Genomic DNA, 22,793 nt, shown 5'->3' with positions numbered 1-22,793 from the left:
GGCGGGCGCAAGCGCGGGCTATAAAAGCTCCGCGTCGGGCACGTCGAGCACGAGATCCGTGCGTGCCACCGCGACGCACGTCAGCACATAGCCCTCGGCCTTTTCTTCGCGCGACAGCCCCGGCCATTCGATCGTGAAGCTCGCCTCGCCGCTCACGACGCGACATAGGCAGGTGCGGCACGTGCCGTTGCGGCACAGGCGCGGCAGGCGGATGCCGGCAAATCCGGCCGCCTCGAGCAGCGTGAGTTCGGGCGGCGCTTCGAACGTGCGGCCAAGCGGCTCCACGCGCACGAGCGGCACCGATGGTGGCGATTGCACCGACGGCCCGTCCGCAGCGCCGGCCTCGGGCGCGTTGGCACGCTCGCCACTTTTGCCGCTCTCGCGGGTTGCATCGGCCGCGCGCTGGCCGGTTTCGTCGACATTCATGAGACCGATACCCCGAGCAGGTGGCCTGCACCCGCGGTGAACGCGGCGGCGGCGAGGCCGATGGCGATTTGCCGGAACGCCGAGAACGCCGCGCTGCGTCCGTTAAACAGCGACGTGAATACACCGACGGCCGCGAGGCCCAGCGTGCTCAGCGCGACGCATTGGACGATGGCCGCCGTGCCGTGCGCCCACAGGAAGGCCGCTGTGGGAAACGCCGCGCCTAGCGCAAACAGGCAGAACGACACGGCCGCGGCCGTCCACGGATTGCCGCCGAGCTCTTTTGGATCGATGCCGAGCTCTTCGCGCGCGAGCGTGTCGAGCGCCTCGTCCTTGTCGCGCATGATCTGCGCGGCCACGCGGCGGGCTTCGTCGGCGTCGATGCCTTTCGCCTGGTAGATGAGCGCGAGCTCGTGGCGCTCGGCGTCCGGCGTGTGCTCGAGCTCGTCGGCTTCCTTGGCGAGCTGCGTGCGCGCGAGTTCGCGCGCGTTGGTCACCGAGAGCCATTCGCCGAGCGCCATCGAGCACGCGCCCGCGACGAGCCCGGCGAGGCCGGTCAGCAGGATCGCCCGGTTGGCGCTGCCGGCGCCGGCCACCCCCATGATCAGGCAGAAGTTCGAGACCAGCCCGTCGTTGGCGCCGAGCACGGCCGCGCGCAGGTCGTTGCCCGAGGTCGCGCCCTTGTGCCACGACTCGGCGCCCGCGATCTGCGCGCCCTTCGACTGGCCGTGCGTGCGCTTGCTCGCCACGATCGACTGCACGATGGCGGCGTGCTGCTGCTCCTGTGCCGAGAGCGTCTCTGCACCCGGTTCGCGCGCGTAGCGGTCGCGGTCGGCGTACTCGGCGGCGGCGACGGTCGGCAGCACGATCGAAGGGCCGAAGAAACGCGTGAGCGTTTGCAACAGGCGCGTCTTCGCGCTGCGCCGGTGCGGGCGCACGCGCACGCCGTTGGCGGCGAGCTTGTCGTGCCACACCTGGGCGTGCTCGCGCTCCGACGCCGCGAGTTCGGCGAAGATCTGGCGCCGGTCTGCGTCCTTCTCGACGGCGCTGAGCGTGTCGTAGACGGCGGCGCTGTCGAGTTCGTCGGCGAGATTGCGCCGGTAGCGGTGGAGTTCCTGGGCGGAGGCCATGATGCGCGAGGGAGATCCGTTTTACGCGAAGCTTAACCTGGCGGCATGAATCTGGCGGCCCGGCGCGCGAGAGCGGGCCGCGCATGTGCGGGCACGCGCGGCGCGTTGCGATTGTCGCGGTTCGGGGCGAATGCGTGCGATTGGCATCCAATTGGATGCAACGGAGCGCGCTCGGGTGCGGGTGAGTGAGACTGAGTGCGCGCGGGTGCGGGTGAGTGAGACTGAGTGCGCGCGGGTGCGGGTGAGTGAGACTGAGTGCGCGCGGGTGCGGGTGGGTGAGACCGAGTGCGCGCGGGTGCGGGTGGGTGAGACTGAGTGCGCACGGGTGCGGGTGGGCGCGACGCAGCGCGCTCGGGTGCGATTGGGTGCGATTGGGTGCGACGGAGTGGGCTCGGGTGTGATCGGGTATGACTGGGTGCGATTGCGTCCGCCTCGCGAGCCTCAACGCCGCCGCAGATGCCGATACACCGTGTTGCGCGCCAGCCCCAACTCGCGCGCCGCCGCCGAGACGTTGCCGTCGTGGCGTGCGAGCGTGTCGTCGATCAGGCGCGCCTGCCAGTCCGAAAGACGGGCCGGACACGAGACGTGAGCCCCTTCTTTATTAGGCGCGCAGGGGGCGACGGGCGCCTCCTGTGGTGCGAGCGTCTCAAGAGCTGCTGTCTCAAGGGCTGCCGTCTCGCGGGCGTCGGCGCAACCGCCACTTTCAGCTGGAGCGCAGTCGTGCGCGAGATCCTCGGGCAGATGCACGAGATCGATGGCGTCCTCGCCTTCGGCCATGATCGCGGCGGTGCGCAGCACGTTCGCGAGCTGACGCAGATTGCCGGGCCAGCGGCAGCGCGCGAAGTATTCGCGCACCTCGGGTGTGATCCGCGCGGGCGCGTCGTGGATCTCATGCCGCACATGGGCAAGCACGCGCGCCACGAGCGCGTCGAGATCGGTGCGCTCGGCCAGCGGCGGCAGCGTGACGGCGAGCCCGTTGATGCGGTAGTAGAGGTCTTCGCGGAAGCTGCCTTCGGCGATCATCGCGCGCAGGTCGCGGTGCGTCGCGCAGACGATGCGCAAGTCGACCGGCACTGCGCGCGCCCCGCCAAGCGGCATGACGGCGCGCTCCTGCAGCACGCGCATGAGCCGCACTTGCTGGGCGAGCGGCATGTCGCCGATCTCGTCGAGAAAGAGCGTGCCGCCGTGCGCCTGCACGATCTTGCCGGCGCTGCCGCGGCGCTTGGCGCCCGTGAACGCGCCGTCTTCATAGCCGAACAGCTCGGCTTCGATCAGCGTGTCGGGCAGCGCCGCGCAATTGAGCGCGACGAACGGCGCATCGCGGCGCGGCGAATCCTGATGCAGCGCCCGCGCGAGCCATTCCTTGCCGGTGCCGGTGCGGCCGAGCACGAGCACGGGAATGTCGCGTCCGCGCACGCGCGCGACGCGCTCAAGGACGGCGGCCACGCGCGCGTCGCCGGTGTCGAGGTCGGCGAGCGTGGGTTGCCAGGCGGCCGTGGGCGTGCGCGCACCCGCCATTGGGGCGGCACCCGCTGAGTCTTTCTCGCGCTCGCGTGCGGCGCGCTCGGGCCAGGCCGGCTGCGCGCCCACGACCGCAGCGCCTGGCGTGCCGCGCGCAAGCACGCGCACGCCGCTCGGCAGCGTGAGCGGGACGAATTCGCCGCGCGCGCGCATGAGCTGCTGCATGAAGGCCGGAAACGGCTGGCCGAACAGGGCCTCGAAGCCGCGCTGCTGCAGCGCGGCGAGCGACGCGCCGAACTGGAACAGGGCGCTGCGGTTGGCGCACAGCAGGGCGCCGTCGGCGCCGAACGCGGCAAGTCCTTCGTACAGCGTACCGATGAACTCCGCGCGCGCATGGAACTGCAGGCGGATAGCGTCGGCGAATTCGGTGTTGAACAGATGGTTCTCGATCATTTGCGCCGACATGCGCACGAGCGCGAGCGTGTGCTTGTGAAACCCGTGCGATTCACCGCTTACGTCGAGCGCGCCCAGCGTGCGGCCCCACGGATCGGCGATTGGCGCGCACGAGCAGGTGAGGATGTGGTTCGCGTGGAGGAAGTGCTCGCCCGCATGGATGGTGGTGGGCTGGCCGTCGACGAGCGCCGTGCCGATCGCGTTCGTGCCGCGGTCGCGCTCGGCCCACGAGACGCCGGGACGCAGCGCCACGCGCCGCGCTTTCTCGACGAAGTCGGTGTCGCCGAGGCTGTGCAGGATCACGCCGTTGCGGTCGGTGAGCAGCACCATGCTCTCGGTATCGACGATCTGCGCGTGCAGCGCATCCATCACGGGCCGCGCCTCGGCGTAGAGCGTGCGATTCACGTCGATCAGATCGCGCAGATCGGCGCGGCCGAGCGGCTGGAAATCCGGCGCCTCGGATACGCGCAAGCCGATCGCGCGCGAGCGCGCGTGCGCCTGGGCGATCATGTCCGCGCGGGCCGCTTCGGGTGGCTTGACGGTGGCGGAGGGGTGTCGGGTCACGCGTGTCTCCAGTCTTGTTTTGACGCTACGCTGGCACCTCGTGGCACTGCAGCATTGCAGTGCGCTGTGGCGGCGCTCGGGCAGCGATATCAGTCGGGCCATGGTACAGGAAGGTCGGCGCGTGCCACATCCGGGCGATTCCGGGCAAATCTGCCCGCTTGGCGGCAGTTGCGCTTGGGGTGCAATCGCGTGAGCGGTCGTGCGCGGTTGTGCGTGATCGTGCGCTGAATGTGCGGCTTGCCTTTGCACGCGCGAGTGCCAGGATGAAGACAGGGGCGCACGCGTGAGGCGCCCCGGCGGCGGCGCACTGGGTATGACGGGGTCGTTCGCGCCGCTGCGGCTTTTGCGGAGGGCCGTCATGGTCCAAGGCGAATTGAGGATCCTGGTGGCGGCGCTCGCCGTCTTTGTCGTGCTGGCGGGGCTCGCGGTCGCGATTCACGGTCTGCTCTTCGACGAGGATCAAGTCGTGCTATACGGCCTGGTGATCGTGTCGAGCGGCATCGTCGCGTTCGTGGCGATGCTCACGGTGCACCCGAAGGACATCGAAATCGAGCATCGCCAGCATCGCGAGTCGTGAGTTCGCGCATTCGGGTCTGCAAAGTGGGGTGCCTGTTGCGCCGTCCGCCCGTGCGTGCGGCCGGCGCGTGCAGTGTTGCAGTGTTGCAGTGCGCCATGCCGGGTGCGGGAGGAGCCGTTTGCGCGCGCAACGGCCAGTTCGCAGACCGCTGAAAAAAGCCGGACACAAAGATCTTTTCGCGCGTGTGACAAAGTCGGGCTTGCAGGTCGCCGGAAGTGTCCTAAAGTGAATCCAGACGGCCGCCGCAATCGTGTCGAGCGTAGCGACACTTGCGGCGGTCGGTTTTTAAACCGCGCGTATGTCGTGGAGGAGCATCGAAAGGCGCGGCCCGCTCACCCTCAACCTAAGGCCATTCCCCATGCAGATCCTGTTTCCGAACGAGGTGCCCGAATACTCGGGACCTGACCTGACCTTGGCGTTTCCGGCAATGATCGATGGAGAGCGGGTGGAATGTACGATCACGGCGGCGGCGCTGGAGGACCATTTCGGCGCGGCTTCGACCCGTGCCGAAGACATGCTCGACGCGTTCGATCACCATCGCGAGCGCATCGAGGCGGTCGCGCGCCGGCTGCTTTCCGAAACGCGCGCGCAGTGTCTCACGCTGCGCAGCGGCTATGTGCGCTTCGTGCAGGCGCATGCCGTGGCGTCCTGAACGGCATATTGCTGGTTTGTCACGAGTATCGTGAAAACGCCCCGCGGCCTGCCTGAGGCCGCGGGGCGTTTTCGTTCGGCTCCCGCAAGGCGTGCGCCGCACCGAGCCTGGCGCGCGAGCCCGGCTCAGATCATGCGCCGCAGCGTATTGTCGCGGAATACCAGATGGTGCCCGATGGCCGCGAGCGCGTGAATGCCGATGATCCAGTAGAACGCATTGCCGATGAGTTCGTGCGCGTCCTTGATGAACTTGCGCGCGAGCGGGTCTGCGCCCACCAGCATGATCTGCAAGTCGACGCCCGCGAGCGTGACCGGCTTGCCGCCGGTGTTGATCGTCAGGATGCCGAGCAGCGGCTGCACGAAGATGAACACGTAAAGCGCCACGTGCACGAGCCGCGAGAGGAACGTGAGCACGCGGTTCGAGTCGATGTCCTGCGGCGAGCCTTGCCACATGCGCCACAAGAGGCGCAGCACGGCGAGCGCGAGCACGAGCGTGCCAGCCCAGTAATGCACGTTGTTCCACAACACGCGGCTGTCCGTGCCTTTGGGGCCGCGCACTTCTATTGCGAGATAGGCGAGCGCGACGAGCAGAAAGATGACCCAGTGAAAGAAGATCGCGGGCTTCGAATAGCGTTCTGCAGAGGCGGGATATGTGGCCACGGGGCGGCTCCTTTGTGGGGGATCGTTGGCGTCGACGGCGTCGGGTATTCGTATGATAAGGACGCCGCAGCGCAGCGCGCGTCTGCGTGGCTGGAATACTTGACATGGCTTGCGCGGGATCGTGGCCGCAAGCGCGTGATGCAGCGCATCAATGAAAACGGGCGGCCCGCAGTTCGATCTGCAAGCCGCCCGTTGGTGCATCGGGCGCACGCCGCGGGGGCGTGTGCGCGCAAACGCAAAGGAGAGGGCCTGTTATTGGCGTGAACAGGCCCTAAGGCGCTTACGCCGCGCCCAGGTAGAAGTAGCGGAACAGGAACACTGCCGCGATGATCCAGACGATCGGGCGCACCTGGCGCACGCGGCCCGTCAGCAGCTTCAGGCCCGCATATGAGATGAAGCCGAAGGCCACGCCGTTCGCAATGGAATACGTGAACGGCATCGCGAGCGCCGTGAGCGCGGCGGGCACGACTTCGGTGGCGTCGTCCCAGGGCAGCTCGGCGAGCTCGCGCAGCATCAGGCACGACACATAGAGCAGGGCCGGCGCCGTTGCGTAGGCGGGCACCACGCCCGCGAGCGGCGCGACGAACAGGCTCGCGAGGAACAGCACGGCCACGGTGAGCGCCGTCACGCCGGTGCGGCCGCCCGCCTGCACGCCCGAGGCGCTTTCGATGTAGGCCGTGGTCGACGAGGTGCCGAGGATCGAGCCCGCGAGAATCGCGGTGCTGTCGGCGAGCAGCGCGCGGTTCAGGCGGTGCATCTTGCCGTGCACGAGCAGGCCCGCGCGGTTGGCCACGCCCATCAGCGTGCCGGTCGCGTCGAACAGCTCGACGAGGAAGAACACCAGCACCACGTTCAGGATGCCGGTCGAGAGCGCGGCCTTGATATCGAGATGCGCGAAGGTCGGCGAGATCGAGGGCGGCGCCGAAAAGATGCCGTGGAACTGGTTGCCGCCGAAGAAGAACGAGAGGATCGTCACGCCCACGATGCCGATCAGGATCGCGCCGCGCACCTTGAGCACGTCGAGCGTGACGATGGCGAAGAAGCCGATGATCGCGAGGATCGTGTGCGGGTCGTGCAGGTTGCCGAGCTCGACGAGCGTGGCGGGGCTGCCGACGATCACGCCCGAGGTCTTGAGCGAGATGATCGCGAGAAATAGGCCAATGCCCGAGGTGATCGAGACGCGCAGCGAATGCGGAATCCCGTTGATGATGGCCTCGCGCACGCGCAGCAGCGTGACCACGAAGAACAGGCACCCGGAGATGAACACCGCGCCGAGCGCCGCTTCCCACGTGAAGCCCATGCCCTTGACCACGGCGTACGCGAAGTAGGCGTTCAGGCCCATGCCCGGCGCGAGCGCGATCGGATAGTTCGCATACAGGCCCATGATGATCGAAGCCAGCGCCGAGACGAGGCAGGTGGCGACGAAGACGGACTCCTTCGGCATGCCGGCGTCGCCGAGAATCGCCGGGTTCACGAAGATGATGTACGCCATCGTGAGGAAGGTGGTGAATCCGGCAAGCACTTCGGTGCGCAGGTTCGTTCCTGCCTCTTCGAATCCGAAATAGCGTTTGATGGCGTCCATGAAGGTCGGGCCCTTGAGAGTCGTGCGGGTTTGTTGTTGGGAGGGGCGCCGGCGGGCGACGGATGCGTCGCTCGAGGCCGGTTCGCGCGGCTTACGGGCGGGATTTTAAACAATTGTCCGGTAAGTGCAGAAAAGCCGGAGCGAGCGTGGAACGGCCGCAACAGTTTGCGGTGCGTCAAATGCGGGTGTGGGAAGGGCGTGGGCGCGGCAAAAAGCACAAAGCGGCAGCATCGGTCCGTCTTGACAGACGGATCGACGCTCCCGCCGAGGGGAGAGTCTTCAGCGTGATCCGCTTACTGCATCGCTTACTGCACCGATTGCGGCATCGCACGCGAGGCGCGTCGCTGCGCGACGATTGCGCCGGCGCGCTGGGCGTTTTCGGGGTAGTTGATCCAGTCGAGCGGGTCGTAGCCCGCCGCGCGCCATTCGGCCAGATCCGCGCGCACCTGGGCGCGCGTCAACGGACCGGATGGGTTGTACGGTTGGGCCAGTGCGCTCGTCGAAGCGACGCAGCATGCCGCGGTCAGCAAGCCGAGCGCTAGACGCGAAAGAGTGTCCATGGCAATGCCTTTTGTATTAGGGATAACCCTAAAATTATAGGTCTTATCTCGATAACTGATAGGTTCGCAACCGGAAAAATGCGCGTGCCGTACGCGGGTCCGCGTGCCTCATTCGGTGCGACCTCAACGGACCCTCATCGCGCCTTCGAAGCGGGGCGTTCGCGCATCCGCCGGTATTCCGCGGGGCGCCGGCCGGTCCACTTGCGGAACGCGCGATGGAACGCGCTCGGCTCCGCGAAGCCCACGGCGGCCGCGACGTCGGCGACCGAGCGCGCGGGATCGAGCAAGGCCTCGAGCGCAAGGTCGCGGCGCAGTTCGTCCTTGATCGACTGGCAACTGTGCCCTTCCTGGTGCAGGCGTCGGCGCAGCGTCGCGGGCGCAACATTAAGGCGCTGCGCGATGGCGTCGGCGTCCGGCCAGGCGTTTGCGGGCAGGGCGCGCAGCGCGCGGCGCACGCGCGCCGCGAACGAGCCCGGATTGCGATACTTCACGACGAAGTTGCCGGGCGCGTTGCGCAGGAACGCACGCGCCGAGGCGGCGGTCTGGATCACGGGCAAGTCGAGGAACGCGGGCGCGAGATCGAACCAGGACTCGGGCTGATCGAAGCTCATGTCCTCGCAGATCATGAGCTGGTACTCGGGCGTGTCGGGCGGCGCCGGGCAGCGAAAGCGTGCCGCGATCACCGGAATGCGCCGCCCCACGAGCCAGCACAGCAATCCGTAGACGAGGATGAACCAGGTGGCGTAGGCGAACATCGCCGGCACGGGCGTGCCCGCGCGCTGGCGGAACGCGATGCGCACGCGCATGGCGTCGATGTCGATCTCGGCCGCCAGGTCGTCGAGCACGAGGCGCATGAAGTGCACCGCGCGCTGCAGCGCCTGGCGGCCCGTGTGTGCACCGAGCGCCGCGTGCGTCATGGCGATGAAGCTCCCGCTCTTCATGGCGTGCGAGTCCTGGCCGAGGAATTCGTCGTCGAGCGCGCGGGCGACGCCCGACCAGATTGCGCCGTACTGCGCGGCGCTCACGCGCGCATGGGGCGCATCGAGCGCGCTCGCAGCGAGGCCCGCCGCCTCGACGATGGGCGCCACGTCGAAGCCGTGCGCCCGCGCGAGCGTCTCGTGCACGAGGCTCATCGCGATCGTGCCTTTTTCGCTCATTTTGCTGGTTTGTTCTGGCTGCAAGGATCGGCCTCCAGTGGGGTTATCGGAGACATTATGGCAAAACCGCTCATCAATTTTGATCGTGGCGGGCATCGAATGCCGGTGCGCGGATGCCTAAACTTTTCGTAGACCTTGCGGCAGCGGCCGTGTGGGGTGACAGTTCAAGCACAGGCGTTCGCGTTTCGTGGCGCGAGCGCGCAGGCAAGACAGGAAGGGGACACAGATGGACGAGTTCTATACCGAAGACCAACGCATGATTCGCGACGCCGCGCGCGACTTCGCGACCGAACGCCTCGCGCCCAACGCGGCGCAATGGGACCGCGAGGCCCAACTGCCCGACGAGGTGGTCGCGCAACTGGGCGAGCTGGGCTTGCTCGGCATGATCGTGCCGCAGGAGCAAGGCGGCTCGTATACCGACTACGTGGCCTACGCGCTCGCGATGGAAGAGATCGCCGCGGGCTGCGCCTCGTGCGCGACGCTCGTGAGCGTGCACAACTCGGTGGGCTGCGGGCCGATCCTCCAGTACGGCACCGACGCGCAGAAGGACCGCTGGCTCGCGAAGCTCGCGAGCGGCGAGATGATCGGCGCGTTTTGCCTGACCGAGCCGCAGGCCGGCTCCGAGGCCAACAACTTGCGCACGCGCGCCGAGCTGCGCGACGGCAAGTGGGTGCTCAACGGCAACAAGCAGTTCGTGACGAACGGCTCGCGCGCGAGCCTCGCGATCGTATTCGCGGTGACCGATCCCGACGCGGGCAAGCGCGGCATCTCGGCCTTCGTCGTGCCCACCGGCACGCCGGGATTCAACGTGGGGCCGCACGAGAAGAAGATGGGCATTCGGGCCTCGGACACCTGCCCGATCTCGCTCGTCGATTGCGCGATTCCCGAGGAGAATCTGCTCGGCCAGCGCGGCGAGGGGCTCAAGATCGCATTGTCGAATCTCGAAGGCGGGCGCATCGGCATCGCTGCACAGGCGCTCGGCATCGCGCGCGCGGCGTTCGACGCGGCGCGCACCTACGCGCATGAGCGCGTGCAGTTCGGCGAGCCGCTGATCCGGCATCAGAGCGTGGCGAACATGCTCGCCGACATGCACACGCGCATCAACGCCGCGCGCCATCTCGTGCATCATGCGGCGAAGCTGCGCACGCTCGGCAAGCCGTGCCTGTCCGAGGCCTCGCAGGCCAAGCTCTTTGCTTCCGAAATGGCCGAGGAAGTGTGCTCGCACGCGATCCAGATTCACGGCGGCTATGGCTTCCTCAACGACTATCCGGTGGAACGCCATTACCGCGACGCGCGCATCACGCAGATCTACGAAGGCACGAGCGAAGTGCAGCGCATGGTGATCGCGCGGCAGCTATAAGAAAGGATGGCGAAGTATTTGATGTATCCATAAATGAGAGCGCGCATGCGCCTTGGGACTGGAGACGACGATGACCGGGTTCACCCCTTCCGCACAGGCCTTTATCGACGCACGCGAGCTGTTGCTGCGTCACCGCACCGATTACGCGCGTGCGTATGAGGAATTTGCGTGGCCGCAGCTCGATACCTTCAACTGGGCGCTCGATTATTTCGACGTGATGGCGCGCGGCAACGAAAACCCGGCACTGTGGATCGTCGACGACCTCGCGAACGGCGGCACGCGCTATTCGTTCGCGCAGATGTCCGAGCGCTCTTCGCGCATGGCGAATTTCCTGCGCGCCGAAGGCGTGGGCCGTGGCGATCGTCTGCTCCTGATGCTGCCCAACCGCGTCGAGCTCTGGGACGTGATGCTGGCAGCGATGAAGCTGGGCGCCGTGGTCCTGCCCGCCACCACGCAGCTCTCGCCCGACGACGTGCGCGAGCGCGTGGAGGCGGGCGGCGCGCGCTTCGTGGTGGTGGACGCGGCCGAGCTCGCGAAATTCGACGCGCTCGATGCGAGCGTGAAGCGCATCGCGGTAGGCGCGTCGCGCGAAGGCTGGACTGACCTTTCTCGTGCTTACGAAGCGAACGCGGCCTTCGAGCCCGATGGCCCGACGCGCGCGAGCGATCCGATGCTGCTCTATTTCACCTCGGGCACCACATCCAAGCCCAAGCTCGTCGAGCACACGCATCAGAGCTACCCCGTGGGGCACCTCTCCACGATGTACTGGATCGGCCTCGTGCCCGGCGACGTGCACTGGAACATCAGCTCGCCGGGCTGGGCCAAGCACGCGTGGAGCTGCTTCTTCGCGCCGTGGAATGCGCAGGCCTGCGTGTTCGTCTACAACTACGCGCGCTTCGTGCCGAAAGACACGCTGGGCGCGCTCGTGCAATGCGGCGTGACCACGCTGTGTGCGCCGCCCACCGTGTGGCGCATGCTCGTGCAGGAGCCGCTCGCGAGCTACGCGGTGAAGCTGCGCGAGATCGTGGGCGCGGGCGAGCCGCTCAATCCCGAGATCATCGAGCGCGTGCGTCACGCATGGGGCATCACGATCCGCGACGGCTACGGCCAGACCGAGACCACCTGCCAGATCGGCAATTCGCCGGGCCAGCCCGTGGTGGCGGGCTCGATGGGCCGGCCGCTGCCGGGCTACCGCGTCGAGCTCGTCGACCCCGACGATCAACCCGTGGGCGAAGGCGAAATCGCCTTGCCGCTTGCGCAGCGCCCGCTTGGCCTGATGACGGGCTACGCGAACAACGCGAAGGCCACCGAACAGTCGATGCGCAACGGCTACTACCACACGTCCGACGTGGCGCTGCGCCGCGACGACGGGTACTACGTCTACGTGGGCCGCGCCGACGACGTGTTCAAGTCGTCCGACTACCGCCTGAGCCCGTTCGAGCTGGAAAGCGTGCTGATCGAGCACGAGGCGATTGCCGAGGCGGCCGTGGTGCCGAGCCCCGATCCGTTGCGGCTTTCGGTGCCGAAGGCGTTCGTGAGCGTGCGCCAGGGCTACGAGGCCGGCCCCGATCTCGCGCGCGAGGTGTTCCGCTTCTCGCGCGAAAAGCTCGCACCGTACAAGCGCATTCGCCGGCTCCAGTTCAGCGACTTGCCGAAGACCATCTCGGGCAAGATCCGCCGCGTCGAGCTGCGCCGCCGGGAAATGGAGCGCACGGACGATACCGCGCGCCAGCCCGACGAATACTGGGAAGAGGATTTCCCTGAGCTGCGTTGAAATCCAGACGGAGTCCGAAATGATCGAATTCGAATACGCGCATGACGGCGCGGTGGCCCTCATCACGCTTGCGCGCCCGCCCGCGAATGCGTTTACCGTCGATGGCCTGGGCCAGCTTCAGGAGGTGATCGAGGCGTTCAATCGCGAGGCGAGGGTGCGCGCCATCGTCATTACCGGCAGCGGCCCGAAGTTCTTCAGCGCGGGCGCGGACCTGAACGCGTTCGCCACGGGCGATCGCGAAGTCGCGCGCACGGCGGCCTCGGCATTTGGCGCGGCGTTCGAGGCGCTGCAGAACGCGCGGCCCGTGGTGATCGCCGCGATCAACGGCTACGCGATGGGCGGCGGGCTGGAGTGCGCGCTCGCCTGCGATATCCGCGTCGCCGAGGAGCACGCTCAGCTCGCGCTGCCCGAGCCGGCCGTGGGCCTGCTGCCGTGCGGCTGCGGCACGCAGACGCTGCCCTGGCTCGTCGGCGAGGGCTGGGCCAAGCGCATCATCCTCACCGGCGAGCGCGTGGATGCCGCCACGGCGCTGCGCATCGGCCTCGTTGAAGAAGTGGTCCCGCAGGGTGGGGCGCGCGAGGCCGCACTCGCCATGGCCGCGCGCGTGGCTTCGCTCAGCCCGCAGGCCGTGTCGTCCAGCAAGTCGCTCATTCATCAGGCGCGCAACGGCGTGCCGCGCGGCGCGGCGCTCGCGGTGGAGCGCGAGCGCTTCGTCGACTTGTTCGATTCGCCCAACCAGCGCGAGGGCGTGAATGCCTTCCTTGAGAAGCGCAAGCCGCGCTGGCATATTGAAACGGAGAACTAATCAATGAATGCGCTACCCGCTTCCGCCCGGACCGTGTCACAGCCGGCCGTACCTCAGCCGGCCGCACCTCAGTCGGCCACACCTCAGCCGGCCGCACCGGAAGCCGGACCGGACGTGCTGTTCCGCGTGGTCAATCGCGTCGCGATCGTCACGCTGAACCGTCCCGCCGCGCTCAACGCGCTCTCGCATGCGATGGTGCGCGAGATCGCCGTGCTGCTCGAACGCGTGCGCCGCGACGACACCATCGTCGCGCTCGTGCTCGAAGGCGCGGGCCCGAAGGGCTTTTGCGCGGGCGGCGACGTGCGCGCGATCGACCGTCTCGCGCGCGCGGGCGAGCGGCTTGGCGAAAACGGCTGGCAGCAGTTCTTCGTCGACGAATACCGGCTCGACTACGCGCTGCATACCTTCGAGAAGCCGCTCGTCGCGCTGCTCGACGGCGTGACGATGGGCGGCGGCATGGGCTTGGGTCAGGCGGCGGCGCTGCGCGTGACCACGACGCGCACGAAGATGGCCATGCCGGAGACGCGCATCGGCATGTTGCCCGACGTGGGCGCCACGTATTTCCTCGCGAAGATGCCAGTGGAAACCGAGCTCTATGTGGGGCTGACCGGCGTGCTGCTCACGGGCGCCGACGCGCTCCACTGCCATCTCGCGGATGTTTGCGTGCCGGGCGAATGGCTCGACGGCTATGAGGCGCGTCTCGCGCAGGCCAGCTTCGAAGGCGACGTGCTCGAAGCGCTGCGCGGCGTGTTCAGCGCGCCGTCTTACGAAGTCGAGGCAAGCACGCTCGCTCGGCATGCGCCTCTGATTGCGCGGCACTTCGAGCGTCGCGCGCACGTCGAGCAGATCGTAGGCACGTTGCGCGCCGATCTCGAGCGCGAGCAGCCCGCCGACGTGCGCGCATGGCTCGAGGCCACGCTCGAAGCGCTCACGCATTACTCGCCGACCATGCTCGAAGTCACGCGCGAGGCGCTGCTGCGCGGCCGCCAGATGACGCTTGCCGAGAACTTCCGCATGGAGCTCGGAATCGTTGCGCGCGCGATCGAGGAGGGCGATGTCTGCGAAGGCGTGCGCGCGCATCTCGTCGACAAGGACCGCAAGCCGCGTTGGGCGCCCGCGACGCTCGCCGAATTGCGCGACGAGCGCGTGCAGCATTTCCTGTGCTCGCCGTGGCGCGCAGGCATGCATCCGCTGGCCGATCTGGGCGCGTGATTCGATCCCTGTGCTGAACCATCGCGGCGCGCGTGAATCGGCGCGCCGCGTCTCATCTCTTATCCGGCGCTTCGCGCGCCGCGATCTCCCGCGGCATGCCCCCATGAATAAACAAACGCCCGCCGTGCGCGAAGCAGGGCGGGCGCGGGCGTATCGCCACGGGCGCGTGCGCGCCCTGGCGCTTTACAGATAGCTGCAGCAGTAGTCGAGCGTCTCGATGACGTCGATGTCGAAGCGGCTCTTGCCCGGCACCGAGAACGACTCGCCTGCACCATAGGTCTTCCACTCGTCGCTGCCGTCGAGGCGGATGCGGCACTGGCCGCCTTGCACTTCCATCAGCTCGGGCGCGTCGGTGCCGAAGTTCAGCTGGCCCGGCAGGATCACGCCGAGCGTCTTGCGCGTGCCGTCGGCGAACAGCACGGTGTGCGAAACGCACTTGCCGTCGAAGTAGACGTTGGCTTTGCGGACTACGGAAACCTGGTCGAATTGGGTTGCGGCCGTCATGGCGGTCTTCCTCTGAGTCGTCGTGAATGGATGCGTTGGCGCCAGGCGGGCGCGGTCCTGCGCGCCCGGAGCGGGACCGACATCATACCGGCACTCGGCGCGCGCGGCGAAGCGGCCACGCGGTTTCGACCGGGCCGGCCGCCGGGAATCGGTCAGCGAAAACCTGCGAAATACGTAGCGAGTGTTTACAGAACTATGACGTGTAATTACAATTGCGATAGCAAATGAGAATCATACGCATTCGCAAAACGACTCAACACAGGATTTCGCTGATGCGGGCGGCGCGTGACGCCCTGCTCGGACGTGTCCGCCTTCGACCCAACCGCTCACCATGTCCGTCCTCTTCCCGACGCGGATGCGCGCTGTCGCGTCCGTCGCTGCCCTCTATTGCTCCGGCTTCTTCGCATCGGCCGTTCACGCCCAGGCCACCCACACGGCGCCGGCGACGCCTGGAGCGTCCGCCGCTGCGTCACCGGCCGCCGGATCGCCGGCCGCCACGTCGCCGGCAACGTCTGCCTCGTCCGCCGCCGCGCCCACGGCCAATGCCACCGATGCCCGCAGCAGCGCGGCCACCGCTGCCACCGCCGCCTCCAGCACCGCCGAAGCCACGCTGCCCGCCGTGAAGGTCATGTCGGCGCCATCCGAAATGCAGGCGAAGACGCTCGACTCGTACAAGTTCACTTCGCCGCTGATCGACACGCCGCGCTCGGTCACGGTGATCCCGCAAGAAGTGCTCAAGGAAAAGAACGTCACGACCTTCGAGGACGCGCTGCGCACGGTGCCCGGCATCACGTTCCTTGGCGGCGACGCAGCCGCGAACCCCTCGGCGGACCGTCCCGTGATACGCGGCTTCGAGTCGCGCAACTCGATCTTCGTGGACGGCATGCGCGACTCCGGCGTGCAGAACCGCGAGACCTTCGACGTGGAGAACATCAGCGTCGTGAAGGGCCCGGACTCGGTGTACGCGGGGCGCGGCTCGGTGGGCGGCAGCATCGACATCACCACGAAGACGCCGCAAAACGACAACTTCATCAACGGCAGCGTTGGTCTTGGCACGGACAGCTACCGCCGCGCGACCGTCGACTGGAACCAGAAGCTTAACGACACCACCGCGATCCGCCTGAACGCGATGGGCCACGACGCCGACCAGCCGGGCCGCACCGACGTCTACAGCAAGCGCTGGGGTGTGGCGCCGTCGATCGCGTTCGGCCTGAACACGCCCACCACGGTCACGCTGAGCTACTACCACCTGAACACCTACGACATGCCCGATTTCAGCGCGCCGTTCCGCTCCACGGGCGGTACGCCGGTGCCCACCGACCGTGGCCAGTTCTACGGCCTGAACGCACGCGACTATCGGCGCGGCCAGAACGACACGGGCGAAGTGAAGGTCGAGCACCGCATCAACGACGCGTGGAAGATCAAGAACACCACGATGTTCGGCCGCTCGACGCTCGACTACATCGCGACGAACCCGCAGCTCACGAACGCGACCTCGAACATCCTGAGCCTGCAGGCGAAGAGCGGCAAGTACGCGACCAACAGCGTGGCGAACCAGACCGAGGCCAACGGCAAGTTCGACCTCTACGGCATGCGCCACACGCTCACGGCGGGCGTGGAGTTCAGCCACGAGCAGGATCTTTACGAGGGCTATCTCGTCACGGACTCGAAAGGCAACAACATTCGCTCGGGCGGTCCGTGCTCGGTGGCCTACAACTGCACGCCGCTCGCGTACTGGAACCCGAACAATCCGTGGACCGGCAGTGTGCTGCTCAACGGCGACAAGAGCTTCCCTGGTCCGGCCACGCATACGCAGACCAACATCGCCTCGGCCTACCTGTTCGACAGCGTGCAGCTTTCCGAGCGCTGGATCTTCAACGCGGGCCTGCGCTTCGACCGCTTCGACGTCACGGCGCAGCAGGCGGGCGTGCCCGACCTGTCGAACACCTCGAACCTCTTTAGCTACCAGTTCGGCCTCGTGTTCAAGCCGGTGCGCACGCTGAGCCTGTACGCGTCGTACGGCACCTCGGCCAATCCGCCGGGCGCGAATTCGGGCCTGGGCGGCGGCACCGACCAGATCACGGCGGCCAACCAGGACCTCGCGCCCGAGCGCTCGCGCAATATCGAAGTGGGCGCGAAGTGGGACGTGCTTCACGAGCGCCTTTCGCTCACCACGGCGCTGTTCCAGACCGACAAGACCAACGCGCGCGTGAGCGATGGTCTCGGCGGCACGATCAACGCGGGCTCGCAGCGCGTGCGCGGCTTCGAGTTCGGCTTCGCGGGCAACGTGACGAATCAATGGGCCGTGTTCGGCGGCTATTCGTATCTCGACGCGATCACGACCAACGCGGGCCCGACCAGCCCGCAGAACTCCGGTCTGCCGATGGTGATGGTGCCCAAGCACAACTTCACGCTGTGGACGAGCTATGACGTGATGCCGAAGCTCACGGTGGGCGCGGGCGCGACGGTGTCGAGCGAGACTTACGCGTCGGTTACGTCGACCACGCGCAAGTGGATTCCGGGCTACGCGCGCTTCGACGCCTCGGCGACGTGGCGCGTGACGAAGTCGGTGGACCTGCAACTGAACGTGAACAACATCTTCGACAGGAAGTACTACCAGAGCGCGTACCCGATCTACGCGACCTGGGCGCCGGGCCGCTCGGCCATGGTCACGCTGAACTTCTATCAGTGATGCTTTGAGGCTTTGACGCCGCGACGTAAACGAAGCAGGGGGCGCCCGTGATATCAACGGACGTCCCCTGCTTTTTTCGCGTGCGTGCCATGCGGCTGCGCGCTTATTCCCCCGTGACCGTGACCGAAGCCTCGGACGTGAGCATCATGAACGTGAAGCTCTCCTGCAGATACAGGCGCACGGTGTTCTCGTCGTGCGACGAGTAGCCGATCGAGACGTCCTGGCCCAGGTGGAGCGCGAAGTCGCCGCCGCGCGTGGTGAGGATGCTGCCGCCTTCGAGCGCGGGCGCCCAGATGATCTCGCCTTTCACGAGGCGGCGGATGTGCTCGAGGATCGGGTAGCCCGAGTCGCTTGCCTCGCTCACGGCCGTGTAGGCGTCGGAGCCGAGCAGCACCGCGTACGGGCCGTCCACGCCTTGCAGGCGCAGCTGCTCGAGCGCTCTCGCGATCACTGCCGGGTAATCGGCCACGTTGGCGGGCATCGGCAGCAGCGGGTTCGACGTGCCTTCGCGAATGCCCGTGATCTGCGCGGCCTTGTAGCCGTCGAAGATCGCGCGGTCTTCGGCGAACGCGAGGCGCGTGGCCGCGTCCTTGGCCGGCTGCCAGTCGGAGTCTTGCGCGCCGCGCTCGACATCGTCGATGGCCTCGCGCGAGAGCTCGAACGGCACGCGCAGCTCAACGAGCGCCTTCACTTCGCGCTGGCGCGCGCGGATGCCTTCGAGCGGCGCCTCGATGCCGCTCTGGTGACCGGTGCCGACAGCGGCGAGATCCACGCCGCCGGGGCCCTTCACGTCGACGACACGGCGGCCCGCGAGCGAGCGCTTGAAGGTGCGCGCGACTTCTTCTTCGATTTGCGACCAGGCGTCTGAGGAAATGGGCGCCAGCTCGCGATGGAGATTATTCATACCGGGGTGCTCCTTTGAGGGATCCAATGGCGAGCGAGCCTTGCGCGCCCGGTGCGGCGGCGGGCTCGGATTCGGGTTGATCGTTCAGGTTCGTATCCACGGCGCCTGCCAAGCCCGGCTCGCGCTCGGCGAGCGCCTCGAGCAGCGGCTGCGAAGGCACGAAGAAGAGGCTGCCCGTGACGGCGCGGCTGTAATCGAGCAGACGGTCGTAGTTGCCGGGCGGGCGTCCGACGAACATGTTTTCCAGCATCTGCTCGATGGGAGCGGGCGAGCGCGCGTAGCCGATGAAGTAGGTGCCGAATTCGCCCGAGCCGGGCCGGCCGAACGGCATGTTGTCGCGCAGGATCTTGACCTCGTCGCCGTCGGCGTCCGTGAGCGTGGTGAGCGAGCTGTGCGAGCAGCTCGGCTTCACGTCCGCGTCGAGCTCGATGTCCTGCAGCTTGGTGCGCCCGATGATGCGCTCCTGCGCCTCCACGTTCAGCGCGTTCCAGCCTTTCATGTCGTGCAGGTACTTCTGCACCAGCACGTAGCTGCCGCCCGCGAACTCGGGGTCTTCGTCCGCACCGATCACCGTGAAATGCACGGCTTCGTTGCCGCTGGGGTTCTCGGTGCCGTCCACGAAGCCGATCATCGCGCGCATGTCGAAATTGCGGAAGCCATGCACTTCGTCCACGGTCGTGACCGCGCCTTCGAGGCGGTTCATCAGCTGGGTGGCCAGTTCGAAGCACAGGTCGGTCTGGTCCGCGCGGATGTGCAGCAGCAGGTCGCCGGGCGTGGCGAGCGCCACGCGCTCGCCCGAGCCGAACTCGCGGAACGGGTGCAGCTCGGCCGGACGCGGGTCGCCGAACAGGCGGTCCCATGCGTCGGACGAAAAGCCCACCACGCAGGACAGGTTGCCGCTGGGCACGCGCTTGCCGACCGCGCGCGCGAGGTTGGCGACGTCGGCGCACCAGGCGCGCACGGCGGCGCGGCTCGCGGCGCCTTCGTTGAGGGTCGCGACGATGAAGATGGCACTGCGGGTGACGGAGGTGGAGACGGACTGCGGATCGGGCGTTGGGGTGGAGGGCGTCATGGTGTGGGGTATCGCTCGGCTTGGTTCGGCATGGTTCGATGCCAGGTCGGGGCAGATGGCGCTTCGCGTGGTGCGGCTCACCGTGGGGGCACCGCGCGAGCCGGCTGCCCGCATAGTGTAGCCAAACTCGCGAAAAAGGGCGGTTTGCAGGCAAGTGGCTTGACGTGCGACGATAGGCGTCGTCACGGCTCATGAGAGACACACCATGTGGGATCACACCGAGCATGAAGGCTTCGAGATCTGGGTGTTGCCGATTCCGGCGTTCGGGCCGCGCTCGCCCGAGCCGCTGTTTCATTACAGCGGCTACATCTGCCGCCATGGTGCGGACGCGCATGTGGAAGGGCGCAGCATCCGCTTCCACGATCTGATGCGTAACTACATCGGCCCCGACGCCGCGCTCGACGCGGCCTATGCCGACGCGCGCGAGCGCATCGACCGCTTTCGCGCCACGGGAAGCTGGGCCGAAAGCCACGGCGGGTAGGGCGTCCGCGGCTTCGATGGCGGGGCGGCGGGCCTGGCGGATTCAGCGGGTGCAGTTGGCTCCGTTGGCTCCGTTGGCTCCGTTGGCTCAGTTGGCTCAGTTGGCTCAGCGGATTCAGCGGATTCAGCGGATTCAGCGGGCTCAGCGGGCTCAGCGGGCTCAGCGGGCTCAGCGGGCTCAGCGGGCTCAGCGGGCGCCGGAAACGATCAGCGTCACCGACCGGCCTTCGCAGCCCTCGCTGCCGGGCATGGCGATCGCGTGCCAGCCGGCGGGCTGGCCTGGCGCGCTCAGATCGGGTCCGGCGTTGCGCGGGTTGCCGGCGTGCCCCGCATTACCGCTTTCGCGTGCATTGCCGGCATAGTCGGCGTTGTCGATGTAGGTCGTCAGCACGTTGAACGGCCAGGACGCGCGCCGCAAGCGCTCGTGCACGAGCGAGCCCACCCAGATCGGCGTGAGTTCCGGGCCGTCGAGCGATTGCGCCGGCGTCGCCGTCCCGGCCGTGCCCCCCATGCTTGCCTCGCCCACCATGCCCGTCGTTGCGCTCGTCGCGTGCGTTGCGCCGCCCGCGGCAGCGGCTTCGCTTGCGAGCGTTGCTTCGCTCGCGCCGGCGTGCCCATCGGCTGCCGCGCCCGCGCGCCGCGCGATTGCATAGCCCGTCGGCCAGAAACGCAGCACGTCGCGGCGGTTGCCGGGCCGCACGGGGTTCTCAGGCAGATGCGCGCGCTCGAACACGAGCGGCGAAGGCAGGCCGTTGTTCAGCTTCGGCATGAGCGGCAGCGACAGGACATCCACGTTCGGCGCGACGAGCGAGAGCACGCTCTTCAGCGAGAACTGCGCGCCCTCGCTCCATCCGGCGTCGCGCAGCGCCTTGCGCAGGTCGTTCGCGCTCGCCGCCCACTGGATCGTCATCGGCTCGCGCCGATCGCCCTTCATGTCGATGCGATAGCAGGCGAACGTTCTCCAGAGCGAATCGGTCCACGCGAGCTGGGTGACGGCCACCGGCGGCACGGCCGAGCGCGATGCGAGCGCCGCCTCGCGCTCGGCCGCGCCGCGCTGCAGCACGAGGGCCAGCGCGAGCACGGCAAGCACAATCGACGGCATGAAGTTGCGATCGGCCGGCCGCTGCGGATAGCGCCATAGCGAGAGCAGCACGACCGCCCCCACCCAGATCGAGGCGAAGGCCGCGCCGCCGATGGCGTCGGAGAACAGGAAGCGCTCGAAATAGAGCCCCGCGAACGTGACCGCCACCACGATCGCATTGCCCACCGTCGCGACGGCGGCCGCCTGCGCCATATTCACGCGCCGCACGAGCAGGAACATGGCGAAGCCGTAGACGATCACCATCGAGGCCACGCGGTCGCTCGGGAACACATAGGCGCCCACGTGCGCCGCGCCGGGTGCATTGTGGTGGATCGCGAAGCGCAAAACGAGGATGAGCGCCTGCGAGACGCCTGCGGCGAGCGCCCAGTAGCCGATGGTGCGCCAGCGCCGTTCGAGCGCCATCCAGGCCGAGACGGTGGCCACGAGCGCCGCCAGCGTGTAGTTGCTGCCGAGCGTTTCGACGTGCGCGAGGACGTCGTCGGCCCAGGTGGTGTGAATCGAATGGAAGAACTGGCGCACCGACTGGTCGATCTGCACGAGCGGCGCGCCGTGCAGCAGATTGCTGAGCACATAGGAGAACACCGCCGCGCAAACGGGCACGAGCGCCGTGACGGCGAGCAGCGCGCCGAGCGCCGGCTGTTGCGGATCGAGCGCCCGCGCGAGGCGGCGCGCCGCCTGGCCCCGGTGGCCCGCGGCCCAGCGGGCCGCTGCGCGGCGCGAAGCGCTCGCCCAGGCATCCACGTGGCCGAGCACCATGTGCGTGACGCGCCAGACCAGCCAGCCGGCGAACACGATCATCGCGAGCGCGACCACCAGCCGGAACGACACGGCGCCCGCCAGTTGCAGCGACGCGCCGAACACCACGCCCGGCACGATGTGCGCGGGCGCCCAGACGAGCGCCGAGATCACGTTCATGACGAAAAAGCGCATTGGCGACATGCCGGCCATGCCCGCGACCACGGGCACCACGGCGCGCAGCGGCGCGACGAAGCGCGCGAGGATCACGCTGCGCGTGCCGTGGCTTTCGAAGTAGGACTGCGCTTTTTCGAGGATGCCGGGGTAGTGGCTGAATGGCCAGATCTGGGCGATCGAATCGCGATAGCGGCGGCCGAGCCAGAAGCTCAGGGCGTCGCCGGCCACGGCGCCCGCGATGGCGCAGGCGAAGAGCCAGCCCAGATTGAGCGTGCCCGTGCCCGCGAAGGCGCCCGCGATGAACATGGCCGTGCTGCCGGGGAAAAACGTGCCGACGAGCGCGAGCGATTCGACGAAGGCGGCGAATACCACGAACGCGAGCGTCCAGCCCGGATAGTCGGCAAGCAGGTGCAGCAACTGGACGTAGGCGTGCTCCATCGAAGAGGTGGCTTGGTGCTGGCGTGGCAGCGGTTGATCGGGCAGGGAGGGGAATGCGCGTGCGGTTGCAATCGGTTGAGTCTGGTTGCGAATGGCTGCGCGCCGCGTCCCATGCGAAATATAACCGGCTGCGCAATTGTGCGCGTGGAACCGGCGCTTGGGCGCGCCGGTACGGCGGTGTGTGCCTGTGTGTTTTAGAGCGTGGTTGAGATTTGCTCGGATTGATGGTGTGGGTGAGGTTGGGGGCTCTTTTGGTGCGGGTTGTTGGGCGTTGGGTGTTGGGTGTTGGCCTTTCCTTGTTTTCGTGTTGGTTTATTAGT

At 67.6% G+C, this 22,793-nt stretch carries 20 protein-coding genes; 8 read left to right on the top strand and 12 right to left on the bottom strand.

The window, feature by feature from the left end:
* Positions 1-18: 18 nt before the first annotated feature.
* The 3 genes from EYW47_RS03100 to EYW47_RS03090 form a co-directional block, all read right to left on the bottom strand.
* The gene (locus tag EYW47_RS03100; protein WP_043288841.1) at positions 19-318 is read right to left on the bottom strand and encodes a 2Fe-2S iron-sulfur cluster-binding protein; all 300 of its coding nucleotides are present in this window, start codon (positions 316-318) and stop codon (positions 19-21) included.
* Positions 319-422: 104 nt separating this feature from the next.
* Positions 423-1,553, bottom strand: a complete 1,131-nt coding sequence (locus EYW47_RS03095) for a VIT1/CCC1 transporter family protein (RefSeq protein ID WP_133193396.1) — start codon at positions 1,551-1,553, stop codon at positions 423-425.
* Positions 1,554-1,994: 441 nt separating this feature from the next.
* On the bottom strand, positions 1,995-3,977 hold the full coding sequence (locus tag EYW47_RS03090; RefSeq protein WP_240763526.1) for a sigma-54-dependent Fis family transcriptional regulator: 1,983 nt from the start codon (positions 3,975-3,977) through the stop codon (positions 1,995-1,997).
* A 412-nt stretch (positions 3,978-4,389) separates the two neighbouring features.
* Between EYW47_RS03090 and EYW47_RS03085 the strand changes: the two genes are divergently transcribed.
* Both EYW47_RS03085 and EYW47_RS03080 read left to right on the top strand, forming a co-directional pair.
* Positions 4,390-4,608 (top strand): DUF2964 family protein, encoded by a 219-nt coding sequence (locus EYW47_RS03085; protein ID WP_133193394.1) that lies wholly within the window; start codon positions 4,390-4,392, stop codon positions 4,606-4,608.
* Positions 4,609-4,966: 358 nt separating this feature from the next.
* Positions 4,967-5,260, top strand: a complete 294-nt coding sequence (locus tag EYW47_RS03080) for a DUF1488 family protein (protein WP_028222907.1) — start codon at positions 4,967-4,969, stop codon at positions 5,258-5,260.
* A gap of 125 nt (positions 5,261-5,385) precedes the next feature.
* On the opposite strand, the gene EYW47_RS03075 is transcribed toward EYW47_RS03080, so the two are convergent.
* From EYW47_RS03075 to EYW47_RS03060, 4 genes are all read right to left on the bottom strand, one after another.
* The gene (locus EYW47_RS03075; protein ID WP_133193393.1) at positions 5,386-5,919 is read right to left on the bottom strand and encodes a cytochrome b; all 534 of its coding nucleotides are present in this window, start codon (positions 5,917-5,919) and stop codon (positions 5,386-5,388) included.
* Between the two features lie 280 nt (positions 5,920-6,199).
* Positions 6,200-7,501: an NCS2 family permease gene (locus tag EYW47_RS03070; protein ID WP_133193392.1), complete on the bottom strand. Its 1,302-nt coding sequence runs from the start codon at positions 7,499-7,501 to the stop codon at positions 6,200-6,202.
* A 305-nt stretch (positions 7,502-7,806) separates the two neighbouring features.
* Positions 7,807-8,061 (bottom strand): DUF4148 domain-containing protein, encoded by a 255-nt coding sequence (locus EYW47_RS03065; RefSeq protein ID WP_133193391.1) that lies wholly within the window; start codon positions 8,059-8,061, stop codon positions 7,807-7,809.
* A gap of 134 nt (positions 8,062-8,195) precedes the next feature.
* A complete protein-coding gene (locus tag EYW47_RS03060; RefSeq protein WP_240763508.1) occupies positions 8,196-9,218 on the bottom strand; it encodes an AraC family transcriptional regulator in 1,023 nt (340 codons plus the stop codon).
* A 226-nt stretch (positions 9,219-9,444) separates the two neighbouring features.
* Here EYW47_RS03060 and EYW47_RS03055 point away from each other — a divergent pair, with 226 nt between their 5' ends.
* From EYW47_RS03055 to EYW47_RS03040, 4 genes are all read left to right on the top strand, one after another.
* A complete protein-coding gene (locus EYW47_RS03055; RefSeq protein ID WP_133193389.1) occupies positions 9,445-10,578 on the top strand; it encodes an acyl-CoA dehydrogenase family protein in 1,134 nt (377 codons plus the stop codon).
* A gap of 70 nt (positions 10,579-10,648) precedes the next feature.
* Positions 10,649-12,352 (top strand): AMP-binding protein, encoded by a 1,704-nt coding sequence (locus EYW47_RS03050; protein WP_133193388.1) that lies wholly within the window; start codon positions 10,649-10,651, stop codon positions 12,350-12,352.
* Between the two features lie 19 nt (positions 12,353-12,371).
* Positions 12,372-13,157, top strand: coding sequence for an enoyl-CoA hydratase (locus EYW47_RS03045; protein WP_133193387.1), 786 nt, complete (start codon positions 12,372-12,374; stop codon positions 13,155-13,157).
* A gap of 3 nt (positions 13,158-13,160) precedes the next feature.
* On the top strand, positions 13,161-14,369 hold the full coding sequence (locus tag EYW47_RS03040) for an enoyl-CoA hydratase/isomerase family protein (RefSeq protein WP_133193386.1): 1,209 nt from the start codon (positions 13,161-13,163) through the stop codon (positions 14,367-14,369).
* Between the two features lie 183 nt (positions 14,370-14,552).
* Here the strand turns inward: EYW47_RS03040 and ppnP are convergent, their stop codons facing one another.
* Together ppnP and EYW47_RS41635 are read right to left on the bottom strand one after the other, a co-directional pair.
* Entirely contained in the window at positions 14,553-14,873 is a 321-nt protein-coding gene (gene ppnP, locus EYW47_RS03035) for a pyrimidine/purine nucleoside phosphorylase (protein ID WP_133193385.1), read from the bottom strand.
* Positions 14,874-15,287: 414 nt separating this feature from the next.
* Positions 15,288-15,548, bottom strand: coding sequence for a hypothetical protein (locus tag EYW47_RS41635; RefSeq protein ID WP_240763507.1), 261 nt, complete (start codon positions 15,546-15,548; stop codon positions 15,288-15,290).
* Here EYW47_RS41635 and EYW47_RS03030 point away from each other — a divergent pair.
* On the top strand, positions 15,520-17,565 hold the full coding sequence (locus tag EYW47_RS03030; protein ID WP_240763506.1) for a TonB-dependent receptor: 2,046 nt from the start codon (positions 15,520-15,522) through the stop codon (positions 17,563-17,565). The genes EYW47_RS41635 and EYW47_RS03030 overlap by 29 nt on opposite strands.
* Positions 17,566-17,668: 103 nt before the next feature.
* Here the strand turns inward: EYW47_RS03030 and EYW47_RS03025 are convergent, their stop codons facing one another.
* Together EYW47_RS03025 and EYW47_RS03020 are read right to left on the bottom strand one after the other, a co-directional pair.
* On the bottom strand, positions 17,669-18,469 hold the full coding sequence (locus EYW47_RS03025; protein WP_133193384.1) for a family 1 encapsulin nanocompartment shell protein: 801 nt from the start codon (positions 18,467-18,469) through the stop codon (positions 17,669-17,671).
* Entirely contained in the window at positions 18,462-19,541 is a 1,080-nt protein-coding gene (locus tag EYW47_RS03020) for a Dyp-type peroxidase (protein WP_133193383.1), read from the bottom strand. Before EYW47_RS03020 ends, EYW47_RS03025 begins: the two co-directional genes overlap by 8 nt.
* Positions 19,542-19,746: 205 nt before the next feature.
* Here EYW47_RS03020 and EYW47_RS03015 point away from each other — a divergent pair, with 205 nt between their 5' ends.
* The gene (locus EYW47_RS03015) at positions 19,747-20,022 is read left to right on the top strand and encodes a hypothetical protein (protein WP_133193382.1); all 276 of its coding nucleotides are present in this window, start codon (positions 19,747-19,749) and stop codon (positions 20,020-20,022) included.
* 186 nt (positions 20,023-20,208) lie between these two features.
* Here the strand turns inward: EYW47_RS03015 and EYW47_RS03010 are convergent, their stop codons facing one another.
* On the bottom strand, positions 20,209-22,473 hold the full coding sequence (locus EYW47_RS03010; RefSeq protein WP_133193381.1) for a VTT domain-containing protein: 2,265 nt from the start codon (positions 22,471-22,473) through the stop codon (positions 20,209-20,211).
* Positions 22,474-22,793 lie beyond the last annotated feature (320 nt).

Source organism: Paraburkholderia silviterrae (assembly GCF_004353915.1).
In the GTDB taxonomy this organism is placed as follows: Bacteria; Pseudomonadota; Gammaproteobacteria; order Burkholderiales; family Burkholderiaceae; genus Paraburkholderia; species Paraburkholderia silviterrae.
Note: the sequence above shows the minus strand (reverse complement) of the source record. Positions and strands in the feature narration are given on the sequence as shown.